The following is a 12,353-nucleotide window of genomic DNA, read 5'->3' as shown; positions in this document are numbered from 1 at the left end:
GAGAAGTGCCTCTATGACGTCTTTTCCCACATAGAATGCAATAAAAATACAAGCCAGCTTTACCCTTAGCTTGTACGTCCCGTTTTGATATTAAAAACGATTCTTCTGCCAGTTTTTAACCCGATATATTTTACCACAAAAAAGAGGGATGTGCGACTTTTTTCGCTATCCCTCCCCATTTCACTGTTTTTTCGTAATGTATTTTTGCTTTAATGCATTATGCTCTTCTAATGTTTTCGCATAGTACACTTCACCACTTGGTGCAGCTAAGAAATAATAATAATCTGTTTGCGCAGGTTCTAACGCAGCTTCCACTGAATGTTTACCAGAGTTTGCGATCGGCCCTACCGGCAATCCCTTTACAACATACGTATTGTACGGTGAGTTGACCTTTAAGTCTTCGTATAATACACGTTGTTTATGCTTTCCAAGTGCATATAATACCGTTGGATCCGTTTGAAGCGGCATACCTTTTGCTAAACGATTATAAAAGACACTAGCGATCTTTTGACGATCTGTAAAACCAGTTGCCTCTTCTTCAATAAGTGAAGATAATGTTAAAAGCTGATGAACATCCCAGTTCTTCGCTTTCATTTTCGCCTCATTTTGAACAATGATTGCATTTGTTTTCTCAAGCATCGGAATTACAATTTCTTCTAACGTTGTATCTTTCTTATAAAACGAATACGTTGCAGGATATAAATAACCTTCTAATGGGTATTTAATATTACTATCAAAGATTTTATCCGTTAATAACTTCGGATACTTTTGCTGCATTTTTTGAATAAATGCTTTATCGTTTAATTGACGCGTAACATCATCTTTATTCCACTTTAGTTCTGTCGCAATCGTTTCTGCAATTTCAGTTACTTGCGCCCCTTCTTTAATCGTCACTTTATAAAGAGCTGGACGATGCACGTTGCCAGATGACATTTGTTCGATCACATCTTCAGCATTCATTGAAGGGTTTAATAAATATGTACCTGCTTGTAAACTTTTCGATTTAGCCTTTGTATAAAAACTAAAAACTGTACCGTTTTTTACAGCGCCTTTTTCTTCTAAAATTTCTCCAATTTTACTTGTAGATGATCCTTTCGGAATTTCTACTTCAATCTCTTTTTTATTCCCGCTATCAACTGGTCCTAATGCGGATGAAATATACGCATAGACTGAACCACAAACTAAAAGCAGTGCAATAATCGAAAATAAAAAGATGCGTCTACGCTTCTTTTTCACTTGATTCTCTATCAAAACATTTCCTCCTTACTTAATTGTAGACCGTATGTACACCTTTCTATACAGCACGATGTAAAAACGCAACAAATTCACTTATCTTTTTTTAATAGACACTTTATTTTTCTACAATCCGTCTCATTATACTACAAAGACTTACACAGTTTCGACAAAAAATCTTTCATTTTACATATAAATACAAAAAAAGATGGACTGTATGTCGTCCATCTTTTCAGTACTTATTATTCAGCTTCTTGCTCATCAGCAAGAGTGTTGAACATTTCTTGTACCATTTCCCACTCTTCTTCAGATTCGATTGGAAGTAAGCTTCCGCCCTCTTCTTCATTTTGCTCATAAGCCATTGCATCATAAATTGGGTCTCCATCTTCGTCTACTTCACCGATTGGAGAGAAGACTACATATGATTTTTTACCAAATTTTTCAGCATCAAAAGTGAAAATAATTTCACATAAATGTTCGTTACCTTTTTCGTCTACAATTGTAATTTGATTTTCTTCCATTTTGGTCACCTCTTATTTACTATCTAAAAATCCTTGTAAGATTACGACTGCAGCCATCTTATCGATTACTTGTTTTCGCTTCTTACGACTTACATCAGCTGAAATGAGTAGACGTTCCGCTGCCATCGTTGACAAACGCTCGTCCCACATTACAACGTCTAATTGTAACAGCTCTCGTAGGTTTTCTGCAAATTGTTGGCACGCTTCACCACGTGGGCCAATTGTACCATTCATATTTTTAGGTAAACCTACTACTATTTTATCCACATTGTACTGCTTTACTAACTCAGAAATACGATCAAAACCAAAGTGACCTCGTTCTTCGTTAATCTTAATTGTTTCTAACCCTTGTGCTGTCCAGCCCATTTCGTCGCTAATTGCAACTCCGACTGTTTTTGTACCTACATCTAAACCTAATATCCGCATAAACTACTCCTCACGATGATGTTTCAAGTAAGACTTCACAAGCTCTTCAATAATCTCATCACGTTCAAGCTTGCGAACGATGCTACGTGCATCTTTATGGCGAGGTATGTATGCTGGGTCTCCACTTAATAAATAACCGACGATTTGGTTAATCGGATTATAGCCTTTTTCTTGAAGTGCATCATACACAGTTAAAAGTACATCATTTACATGGACACTCTGTTTTTCATCTTGAATGCTAAACTTCATTGTTTTATCAAAACCGTCCATTTCAAGCACCTCACTTATATAGTAAGTATAGGGAGAAGAACTTCTCCTCTCCCTACCATTGTACACTACTATCTCTTTATTTTGAAACAGATTTAACGTACTCTTGTACAAATGCTAAAGCTTCTTCGACTTGAGCTGGGTTTTTACCGCCTGCTTGTGCCATATCAGGACGGCCACCACCGCCACCGCCGCAACGAGAAGCTACTTCTTTCACAAGTTTACCAGCATGGTAACCTTGGCCAATTAAGTCTTTCGTTACACCTGCTAGGATGTTTACTTTATCGTCATTAACAGACGCTAATACAACAACTGCTGACTCTAATTTATTTTTTAGATCATCCATCATCGTACGTAAGTTATTCATATCTGCAACATTTACTTTCGCTGCTAATACATTTACGCCATCAACTGTCATTACAGAATCAGTTAAGTTTCCAGCTTCGATATTGCTTAATTTCGCAGCAAGAGATTCGTTTTCTTTTTGAAGTTGTTTTACTTCAGCAAATAGACCATCAACTCTTGTTAAGATATCTTTCGGATTTGTTTTCATTTTTCCTGCTGCTTCTTTTAATAAACCTACTTGATCGTTCATTAATTCGTATGCAGACTTACCAGTTACTGCTTCAATACGACGAGTTCCTGCACCGATACCAGACTCAGCAACGATTTTGAAAATACCGATAGAAGCTGTATTATCAACGTGACAACCACCACAAAGCTCTAAGCTGTAATCGCCAACTTGTACAACGCGTACAACATCACCGTATTTTTCACCGAATAATGCCATTGCGCCCATTTCTTTCGCTTCTTCGATTGCTTTTTGAGAAATCTCAACATCAATACTTTCCCAAATTTTCTCGTTTACCATACGTTCAATTTTTTCTAATTCGTCAGCTTGTACTTGACCGAAGTGAGAGAAGTCAAAGCGTAAACGTTCAGAAGTTACAAGAGAACCTGCTTGGTTAACGTGTGTTCCAAGTACATCTTTTAATGCTTGGTGTAGTAAGTGAGTTGCTGTATGATTTTTCACAACGCTACTACGGTTTTTCGTATCGATAATAGCTTTCACAGCCGCATCTTTCGTTAATGTACCTTCTTCAACAACAACTTTGTGTAAGTTTTGACCATTTGGTGCTTTTTGCACGTCTTTTACAAGAACTTTCACGCCATCAGCAAGAAGGTAACCACGGTCTGCAATTTGTCCACCGCTCTCAGCATAGAATGGTGTTACATCAAGCATTAATTGTCCTTCTTCACCAGCTTGTAAGCTGTCTGTGTATTCGCCGTTTTTCACAAGTGCAACAACGTTACTTTCTGTTGCAACTGTACCGTAACCAACGAACTCACTCGCTACTTTAACTTCTCCAAGTACACCGCCTTGAACTTGCATTGAGTCAACGTCTTGACGAGCAGCACGTGCACGCTCACGTTGTTTTTCCATTTCATTTTCGAAGCCTTCTTGGTCAACTGTCATACCAGCTTCTTCTGCATATTCTTCTGTTAATTCGATTGGGAAACCGTATGTGTCATATAGACGGAACGCATCTACTCCAGAAATAACAGTTGTTTTTTCTTCTTTTGCTTTTGTAATAACTTCAGCTAAAATTGCTTCACCATCATGAAGTGTTTCATGGAAACGCTCTTCTTCGTTTTTCACAACTTTCGCAATGAAATCTTTCTTTTCAAGTACTTCTGGATAGAAGTCTTTCATTACTTCTCCAACAACCGGTACTAATTCAAACATGAATGGACGGTTAATGTTTAATTTCTTCGAATAACGAACAGCGCGGCGTAATAAACGACGTAATACATAACCACGGCCTTCGTTAGAAGGAAGAGCACCGTCACCAACAGCAAATGTTACTGTACGGATATGGTCAGCAATTACTTTAAATGCCATATCTTTTTCTAAATCGCCATTACGATATTTCTCACCAGAAATTGATTCTGTTGCACCAATCATCGGCATGAATAGATCTGTATCAAAGTTCGTAGGCACATCTTGAACGATAGATGTCATACGTTCTAGACCCATCCCTGTATCAATGTTTTTCTTAGGAAGTGGTGTATATGAACCATCTGGATTATGGTTAAATTGAGAGAATACAAGGTTCCATACTTCTAAGTAACGCTCGTTTTCTCCGCCTGGATATAATTCTGGGTCACTAAAGTCATTACCGTAAGCTTCTCCGCGGTCATAGAAAATCTCTGTATTCGGTCCACTTGGCCCTTCACCGATATCCCAGAAGTTTTCTTCTAAGCGGATAATACGCTCTTTTGGAACACCCATTTTCTCATTCCAAATTGTGAATGCTTCTTCATCTTCTGGATGGATTGTAACTGATAGTAATTCTTTATTGAATCCAATCCATTTGTCGCTCGTTAAGAATTCCCAAGCCCATGTAATTGCTTCTTCTTTGAAGTAATCACCGATTGAGAAGTTTCCTAACATTTCAAAGAATGTATGGTGACGAGCTGTTTTCCCTACGTTTTCAATATCGTTTGTACGAATTGATTTTTGAGCATTTGTAATACGTGGATTTTGTGGGATTACACGTCCATCAAAATATTTTTTCAATGTAGCTACACCACTATTAATCCATAGAAGAGATGGATCTTCATGTGGAACTAGTGATGCACTAGGTTCTACTGCATGTCCTTTTTCTTGGAAAAAGTCTAAAAACATTTGACGAATTTGTGCGCCTGTTAGTTGTTTCATTGTATTTTCCTCCTTAAATATAAAAAACTCCCGTCCCTATAAAAGGGACGAGAGTTAACTCGCGATACCACCCTAATTATGAATTGATTACAATAACAATCAATTCATCACCTCATGGTGCCGTAACGTGGCAAGACGGCAGTGATTAGCTGCTCTCAGGATTAGCTTTCTGTTACCCTTCATTTAAAGCTTCTTTCAGCCATATGGAAGCTTCTCTCTATAAATGGACTGTAACGTACTTGTTCCGTCATTGATTTAATGTATTATATGACTAAATATAATAGAATTCTCTTAAGTTTGTCAATGTAGATAATCATTTATATTGTATTAATCGCTTATTAATCATAGGTATTCTACTATTCATTCTTAACAGCCTTTTCATATATTATGCGTTTATTAATAAATTGGAATCTCCTTACAATAATAATTTATAAAAATTTCTAAATATTACTTTTTTGCTATAATTAAATTATTGTTAATAAAATAAAGGAGCGATCACAATGACAACCTTACTTAACAAAGCTAAAAACATATTAGCGACTGACGAAACGATATTATTTTACGCAGCATGTTCATTAGACATATTTATTTATCGTTCCGTCGCAAGGCCAGGATTGCTAATTTTAACGAACAAAAGGCTATTCTTTTACGGGCCAGATGTAAGTAAGAATCCAATATTTGAAGAGTACTCTTTCGCAAAAATTTCTAATCTAAAAGAACAAAAGCGTCTTTTCAACAATCAAATTGTATTTATGTATGATAACGAATGGAAAAAAATAAAACATATTCAAACAAATGATGTGAACTCTCTCGTTCAAAAGATACACGAGCAGCTTTCTAAATAAATATATGATTAGCCCTCTATTTCTTACATAGAGGGCTTCTATACTTACACATTTTCTTTTTTCAAGAGAGGTCTCACATGAACAATGACAGTACGAATAACTGCTAAAATCGGAACCGATATTAGTAACCCTACAATACCAGCTACTTCCCCCCCAACTAGTAATGCAAGCATAATAATAACAGGATGCATACGAAGTGACTTACCAACAATGTAAGGCGATAAAATGTTACTTTCCACAAATTGCAAAATAGCAATCGTAATCCCCGCCTTAATAAGTAAACTCGTTGATACTGTTGCTGCAATCATTAACGTCGGGATCGCTCCTAAAATAGGACCAAAGTACGGGATTATATCCGTTACCCCAATAATAATGCCAAGCAATAATGGATATTTCATACCGATAAACCAAAAAGAAAGAGCTGATACTCCCCCTAATACTAAACAAACAAATAACTGTCCTCGAATATAACTTCCAAGTGACTTATCAATTTCTTTCGCAAGCATTTGCCCCGTACCTCGCCATTTACTTGGGACTAGTTTCCAAAAGATATGATAAAACTCACCATAATCTTTTAATATGTAAAATACAATGAACGGTATTAAGAAAATAATGAGCAATGAATCGAGTACACCACGAGCTGTACTCATCACTTTATTTAAAAGCGCTTGAATCTTCGTTTCCACACCCACAAAAAGTTGTTTCACCTTTTCATGAATGAACGAAGGGAAATTCGCTGTTTGTTCTGTAACGCCATCCATCCACGAATCGTACATCTTTGTAAACTGCGGAAATTGTTCATTAATCTCTTGTAACTGTTTAATAACGACTGGTGTTCCTTTATAAATCCCATAACCAATTCCGCCAAAGAAAAGGATATAAATGAGCAGAATGGCAAGTGTACGGGGCATCCCTTCCTTATGAATTTTTTCAATTAAAGGGTGCAATAAATACGCAATAAAACAGGCGATAAGAAACGGCGTAATCGCTACTTTAAATACAAAAATAATCGGTGCCCATAGTGGCTTAATTTTTAAAAAGACGAGCAAACAAAGAAAAACAAGTAACAATAATCCTAAACGATATATCCAAATGATTTTAAGATTCTTCACATGAAAAACCTCCTCCACCTTTATTTTGAAAATAAATGGGTTAGGTTATGTGTGAAACTTTTAAAATCTTTTCATACGGACCATACTGTTTTTTAAAGACGTACATATAAATAACATAACAAGGACAACCACCCCTGAGAATACAGCATGAAATAATGTAATCAGGAGGGCTAATTATGGTTTTGTTTATGCTTGGATTATCAGCACTTTTTATGATTCTTGAATGGATTTGTATCGGCTTTGGTATTTGGAAGGGGTTCTTTATTCGTTCCTCACGTAAAGAAAAAGCGAAGCAATTATGGCAGTATGGAATACTTGGCGTTGGCTGTTACGGTCTATCTTATCTTTTCTCAGAAATTGGACTTTTTTATTTGCATATGAGTGCATAAAAAAACTCCCTTGTCTATAAGGGAGTTTTTCACTTTATCGAAATGATTATAAGTAAGACTTAATCATCTTACGTGCTTTTTTCATATTGCGTTTTGAAAATACATCTTGCTTACGAGCATATTGATATGCTGCAGCTCCAACACCTAATGCGATTAATGAATTGCGTAGATTCAAAGTAAATCCCCCTTTTCGTTATCCGATCGTTCTTTCATTCTCATCAAATAAATCATCAAGAGAGCTTAATGAACCATCTTCCTCAACTTGATGCGTATGGATTTTCCCCTTTGAAACCGATAATTCGATATAACAATTCCAGCAATAAAATTGGTTGACACCTATTTTCCCAATGTCTTTCCCTTTGCAATTTGGACAAATGAACATATGGCTTTCATCTCCTTACAGTCTCCCAGATTCTATTCGCCATTATGTCCAAACCGCATTCATTTATACATTGCTGGAGCCTTTCAACGCTATGCGTTTGAAAGTTTCACTATATAATTTCACCTTGTTACATGAAATCATACGGTGAAATGTTTTCCACGTCCATTTCTTCGCCATTAACTGTGACCATCTGCACTTCTCCTTGTGATTCCTGCAAGCGACTAGCTAAAGTTGTTTGACGCATTGCATCATCAAGGCGATTTACACCAGATTGGAAAGCTACTTCCTCTCCGCAAATAATAAGGAACTTCTTACTTCTTGTAATGCCCGTGTAAATTAAATTACGGCGTAACATACGGTTGTAACTTTTCACAATCGGCATAATAACAATCGGAAATTCACTACCTTGTGATTTATGAATGGAACAACAATATGCATGTGTAATTTGATTTAAATCCGGCTTTGTATACGTTACCTCAATTCCATCAAATGAAACGATAATCATATCTTGTTGCTCGACGTTTTCTTTCGCATAAAACACCGAAACAATTTCTCCGATATCACCATTAAACACTTGGCTCTCCGGCTGATTAACAAGTTGCAGTACTTTATCGCCTCTTCGGTATACAACATCACCGTACTGGATTTCTTTACTCTTTTCCCTTTTCGGGTTAAAAACTTGTTGCAGCGCTTCGTTTAATACATTAATACCAGCAGGCCCGCGGTACATCGGTGCTAATACTTGAACATCCCTTGCACTAAAGCCTTTTGTTTTAGCGTTTTCGCAAACTTTTTTCACAACCTCAACAATTTGAGCCCCTGTACAGCTGATAAACGAACGATCTTTTTTATTTTGCGCTAAATCTGGCGGGAGTGTGCCGTCTTTAATCGCATGGGCAAGTTGAATAACAGATGAGCCTTCTGCTTGACGATAAATTTCAGTAAGCTTCACTGTCGGAACTGCACCTGCATTTAATAAATCTTTTAATACTTGTCCAGGTCCTACAGATGGCAACTGATCTTCATCACCTACAACGATAACTTGAATATTCGTTGGTAGCGACTTAAATAGCTGATTTGCGAGCCAAATATCAACCATTGAAAATTCATCGATAATAAGGAGCTTACCTTGGACAGGATCCGTTTCATTACGCTGGAAAGATCCTTCTGGCGTCCAGCCAAGCAAACGGTGAATTGTGCAAGCTGGAAGTCCTGTCGATTCACTCATCCGCTTCGCTGCTCTTCCTGTTGGAGCTGTTAATAGTATTGGAAATGGATTATCATCACTGTATTCATTCGGATTTAACGATAATCCGTGAAGTGACGCATACATTTCAACAATCCCTTTAATAACGGTTGTTTTTCCTGTTCCTGGTCCACCTGTTAATAACATCATCGGTTTATGAAGTGCCGTTTGAATCGCTTCTTGCTGAAACGGTGCATATTGTACATTCAACTGTTCTTCAATTTCACCTAATGTTTTTAACACTTCTGCTTCAGGAAATGAAGGTGTTTCCTCTTGATTCATCAATCGACGAATAGACTTTACAACACCTTTTTCAGAGTAGAATAAAGTTGCTAAATACACTCGTTCTTCTTCTATGATGACTTTCCCTTCACTTTGCATCGTTTCAATACAACCTATAATATCTTCTTCAGTCACTCTTCCTTCTTGATTGTTTAAAAGTGACATCGTTTCTCTTACAAGTTGATCTTTCCTCATATAAACGTGACCAAGTTGCAATGAGACATTCTCTAATGTGTAAAAACATCCCGCTCGTACACGGTCGTCGTGATTACCCGATATCCCTAACGCACGCCCTATATCATCCGCTCGTCCAAAACCAATCCCGTCCACTTCTTCAATAAGTTGATACGGATTATTACGAATCACTTCTAATGTCATCTCTTTATATTGCTGGTAAATCTTAATAGAAAGTTTCGTTCCAAAACCGTAACCATTTAAAAAGCTCATTACTTTTTCTAATCCTTGATGTTCAACAATTGTCTCATATATTTCCTGGGCCTTTTGTTTGTTAACAACACCATTTAACGCCTCAGGGTCATCCATAATTTTAGAAATAGCATGTTCCCCGAGATGATCCACAATTTTTTCCGCTGTACGCTTTCCTATCCCTTTAAATAAATCACTCGCTAAATATTGCACCATACCTGCTTTTGTTTGCGGCAATTCTTTTTTAAATGTTTCAACCATATATTGTTTTCCATACTTTGGATGGTCCTTAAAGTGACCTGTCAATGTAAACACTTCATCTTCATGCATGCGGGGAAAATGACCGTTTATCATTACTTTCTTTTCGTCATACGTTTCATTCGTTTCAATGACTTTCATACTGACAACGGAATAGAGGTTTTCTTCGTTGTGGAAAATGGTATGAAGAACTTGCGCTTTTATAAATTTTTTCTCTTCCTCAAACAAATCCATTGCATGTTGATTTCCCATCTTTCCTCTCCTTTCCGATATTTTCACTTTAATGAGCAGTACATCCCCCACCTTTTTAGATGAGGGATAACTACCCATTAAACTATATTTTTATCTTATTCAGCTTCTTGCTCTAATAAACGAACGCCATTACCAGCTAAAAAGTGATCTGGCTGAATTTCAGTTGCTTTCTTAAATAAAGCGAGAGCTTTCTCGTTATTTTCTTCAAATACGTAAGCAACACCTAAATTGTAATACGCATCTGCATGCTCTTCATCCATTTCTAATACCTTTTCAAAATAAGGTTTCGCCTCTTGAATATGTTCTAGTCGCGCAAAGCAAAGTCCGCACTGGAATACAGCTTCTACATCGTTTTCATCTAATTCTGTTGCTCTTTGTAAGAATGGTAGTGCAAGACGATCATTTCCAAGCTGTACATGTGTAATACCTAACATAAATGTTACATCAGCTGATTGTAATCCAGCTTGCATTGCTTGTTCGAATACAGCTTTCGCCTCAGTAAATTGCTCTTGGCCATAATATACGTTTCCTAAGCCATAATAAGCAGCTGCAGATTTATCATCTAACTCTAATGCACGTTTATAAAATAAAATCGCTCGCTCACTATCACCTAATATGTCTAATAAATTTGCAAAATTAATGTATCCAAGCGCATCTTTCGGATTTTCTTCAATTGCTTCTGTAAAATTTTTAGCCGCTTCTTCCCAATTTCCTTCTTGCATATATTGAATACCTGTTTCAAGTTTGTTTGACATGTCCTTCACCTCTACAACAAATTATAACAAAGAATGTATTTTCCAAGCGAACGAAAATTCGCTTTATGTAAAAGAAACCTCTAACCGCTAATCGGCAGAGGCTTCTCATTTATCCTAAATAATCCAATTTCTTACCACTACGGTATACTTCATCAATTGTAGCACCGCCTAAGCACTCATCTCCATCATAGAAAACGACTGCTTGTCCTGGTGTAATTGCACGAATTGGCTCATCACAAAGAATACGAACTGTATTTTCATCAACGATTTGAACCGTTACTTTATTGTCTTCTTGACGATAACGGAATTTCGCCGTGCACTTAAATTCTGTTTCTTTTTCTTTGTTACTTACCCATCCTACATTCGTAGCAATAACTTCATCACCATATAGAAGTTCGTTATGGAATCCTTGATCAACATATAAAATGTTTTCTTTTAGATTTTTTCCAACAGCAAACCATGGATCACCATTACCACCAATTCCAAGACCATGACGTTGTCCAATTGTATAATACATTAAACCGTCATGCTTCCCTTTCACTTCACCAGATAATGTTTGCATTACACCTGGTTGTGCTGGTAAGTAGTTACTTAAGAAATCTTTAAAGTTACGCTCACCAATGAAGCAAATACCTGTACTATCTTTTTTCGCCGCTGTCGCTAAGCCAGCTTCTTTCGCCATTTCACGAATTTGTGGTTTCTTCAGTTCACCTAACGGGAACATTGTTTTTGATAATTGCTCTTGGCTTAATTGATTTAAGAAGTATGTTTGATCTTTATTGTCATCAACGCCGCGAAGCATTTTATATTCGCCGTCCATATAAGCAACGCGTGCATAATGACCTGTTGCTACATAATCGGCACCAAGCGCAATTGCATGCTCTAAAAATGCTTTAAATTTAATTTCTTTATTACACATTACATCTGGGTTTGGTGTACGACCAGCTCGGTACTCATCTAAGAAGTACGTAAATACTTTATCCCAGTATTGTTTTTCAAAGTTTACTGCATAATACGGAATACCAATTTGGTTACACACTTCAATTACATCATTGTAATCTTCTGTTGCTGTGCAGACACCATTCTCATCTGTATCATCCCAGTTTTTCATAAAAATTCCGATTACATCATAACCTTGCTCTTTTAATAAAAGTGCTGCTACAGATGAATCGACGCCACCAGACATTCCGATGACAACGCGTGTTTCGTGAGGTAGTTTGTTCATCATGTCACCTCC

Annotated in this window: 13 protein-coding genes and 1 other annotated feature; of the genes, 2 read left to right on the top strand and 11 right to left on the bottom strand. The window is 36.9% G+C overall.

Annotated features, from left to right (window positions below; translation table 11 throughout):
• Positions 1-180: 180 nt before the first annotated feature.
• From mltG to alaS, 5 genes are all read right to left on the bottom strand, one after another.
• Positions 181-1,251, bottom strand: a complete 1,071-nt coding sequence (mltG, locus tag H6481_RS00220) for an endolytic transglycosylase MltG (RefSeq protein WP_000572135.1) — start codon at positions 1,249-1,251, stop codon at positions 181-183.
• A gap of 224 nt (positions 1,252-1,475) precedes the next feature.
• Positions 1,476-1,754 carry a DUF1292 domain-containing protein gene (locus H6481_RS00215; protein ID WP_000392245.1) on the bottom strand — a complete coding sequence of 93 codons (279 nt, stop codon included), beginning with the start codon at positions 1,752-1,754 and terminating at the stop codon, positions 1,476-1,478.
• Between the two features lie 12 nt (positions 1,755-1,766).
• The gene (gene ruvX, locus H6481_RS00210) at positions 1,767-2,180 is read right to left on the bottom strand and encodes a Holliday junction resolvase RuvX (RefSeq protein WP_001221193.1); all 414 of its coding nucleotides are present in this window, start codon (positions 2,178-2,180) and stop codon (positions 1,767-1,769) included.
• Between the two features lie 3 nt (positions 2,181-2,183).
• A complete protein-coding gene (locus H6481_RS00205; RefSeq protein WP_000348591.1) occupies positions 2,184-2,450 on the bottom strand; it encodes an IreB family regulatory phosphoprotein in 267 nt (88 codons plus the stop codon).
• Positions 2,451-2,526: 76 nt separating this feature from the next.
• Positions 2,527-5,169: an alanine--tRNA ligase gene (alaS, locus tag H6481_RS00200; RefSeq protein ID WP_000811849.1), complete on the bottom strand. Its 2,643-nt coding sequence runs from the start codon at positions 5,167-5,169 to the stop codon at positions 2,527-2,529.
• A gap of 40 nt (positions 5,170-5,209) precedes the next feature.
• Positions 5,210-5,429: a binding site (T-box leader), on the bottom strand.
• A gap of 240 nt (positions 5,430-5,669) precedes the next feature.
• Here alaS and H6481_RS00195 point away from each other — a divergent pair.
• Positions 5,670-6,014: a PH domain-containing protein gene (locus H6481_RS00195; RefSeq protein ID WP_000209465.1), complete on the top strand. Its 345-nt coding sequence runs from the start codon at positions 5,670-5,672 to the stop codon at positions 6,012-6,014.
• A 44-nt stretch (positions 6,015-6,058) separates the two neighbouring features.
• Here the strand turns inward: H6481_RS00195 and H6481_RS00190 are convergent, their stop codons facing one another.
• Complete coding sequence (locus tag H6481_RS00190) at positions 6,059-7,126, bottom strand: AI-2E family transporter (RefSeq protein ID WP_000793129.1); 1,068 nt, start codon at positions 7,124-7,126, stop codon at positions 6,059-6,061.
• Positions 7,127-7,302: 176 nt separating this feature from the next.
• On the opposite strand from H6481_RS00190, the gene H6481_RS00185 reads away from it, so the two are divergent.
• Positions 7,303-7,515 carry a hypothetical protein gene (locus H6481_RS00185; protein WP_000242539.1) on the top strand — a complete coding sequence of 71 codons (213 nt, stop codon included), beginning with the start codon at positions 7,303-7,305 and terminating at the stop codon, positions 7,513-7,515.
• Positions 7,516-7,561: 46 nt separating this feature from the next.
• On the opposite strand, the gene H6481_RS00180 is transcribed toward H6481_RS00185, so the two are convergent.
• The 5 genes from H6481_RS00180 to mnmA all read right to left on the bottom strand — a co-directional run bounded on the left by H6481_RS00180 (position 7,562) and on the right by mnmA (position 12,341).
• On the bottom strand, positions 7,562-7,690 hold the full coding sequence (locus H6481_RS00180; protein ID WP_001053553.1) for a YrzQ family protein: 129 nt from the start codon (positions 7,688-7,690) through the stop codon (positions 7,562-7,564).
• 18 nt (positions 7,691-7,708) lie between these two features.
• A complete protein-coding gene (locus tag H6481_RS00175; protein ID WP_000469281.1) occupies positions 7,709-7,897 on the bottom strand; it encodes a hypothetical protein in 189 nt (62 codons plus the stop codon).
• Between the two features lie 127 nt (positions 7,898-8,024).
• On the bottom strand, positions 8,025-10,361 hold the full coding sequence (locus H6481_RS00170) for an ATP-dependent RecD-like DNA helicase (protein WP_000528080.1): 2,337 nt from the start codon (positions 10,359-10,361) through the stop codon (positions 8,025-8,027).
• A gap of 95 nt (positions 10,362-10,456) precedes the next feature.
• Complete coding sequence (locus tag H6481_RS00165) at positions 10,457-11,116, bottom strand: tetratricopeptide repeat protein (protein ID WP_182810890.1); 660 nt, start codon at positions 11,114-11,116, stop codon at positions 10,457-10,459.
• Between the two features lie 109 nt (positions 11,117-11,225).
• On the bottom strand, positions 11,226-12,341 hold the full coding sequence (gene mnmA / locus H6481_RS00160; RefSeq protein ID WP_001038010.1) for a tRNA 2-thiouridine(34) synthase MnmA: 1,116 nt from the start codon (positions 12,339-12,341) through the stop codon (positions 11,226-11,228).
• Positions 12,342-12,353 lie beyond the last annotated feature (12 nt).

It is taken from the genome of Bacillus sp. ME78 (assembly GCF_903970865.1).
GTDB lineage: Bacteria > Bacillota > Bacilli > Bacillales > Bacillaceae_G > Bacillus_A > Bacillus_A cereus.
Note: the sequence above shows the minus strand (reverse complement) of the source record. Positions and strands in the feature narration are given on the sequence as shown.

Bases quoted from the DNA above. Each gene is read 5' to 3' on its own strand.
- H6481_RS00215 (WP_000392245.1), bottom strand. From the start codon at position 1,754: ATGGAAGAAAATCAAATTACAATTGTAGACGAAAAAGGTAACGAACAT.
- ruvX (WP_001221193.1), bottom strand. From the start codon at position 2,180: ATGCGGATATTAGGTTTAGATGTAGGTACAAAAACAGTCGGAGTTGCA.
- H6481_RS00205 (WP_000348591.1), bottom strand. From the start codon at position 2,450: ATGGACGGTTTTGATAAAACAATGAAGTTTAGCATTCAAGATGAAAAA.
- alaS (WP_000811849.1), bottom strand. From the start codon at position 5,169: ATGAAACAACTAACAGGCGCACAAATTCGTCAAATGTTTTTAGACTTT.
- H6481_RS00195 (WP_000209465.1), top strand. From the start codon at position 5,670: ATGACAACCTTACTTAACAAAGCTAAAAACATATTAGCGACTGACGAA.
- H6481_RS00185 (WP_000242539.1), top strand. From the start codon at position 7,303: ATGGTTTTGTTTATGCTTGGATTATCAGCACTTTTTATGATTCTTGAA.
- H6481_RS00175 (WP_000469281.1), bottom strand. From the start codon at position 7,897: ATGTTCATTTGTCCAAATTGCAAAGGGAAAGACATTGGGAAAATAGGT.
- H6481_RS00170 (WP_000528080.1), bottom strand. From the start codon at position 10,361: ATGGGAAATCAACATGCAATGGATTTGTTTGAGGAAGAGAAAAAATTT.
- H6481_RS00165 (WP_182810890.1), bottom strand. From the start codon at position 11,116: ATGTCAAACAAACTTGAAACAGGTATTCAATATATGCAAGAAGGAAAT.
- mnmA (WP_001038010.1), bottom strand. From the start codon at position 12,341: ATGAACAAACTACCTCACGAAACACGCGTTGTCATCGGAATGTCTGGT.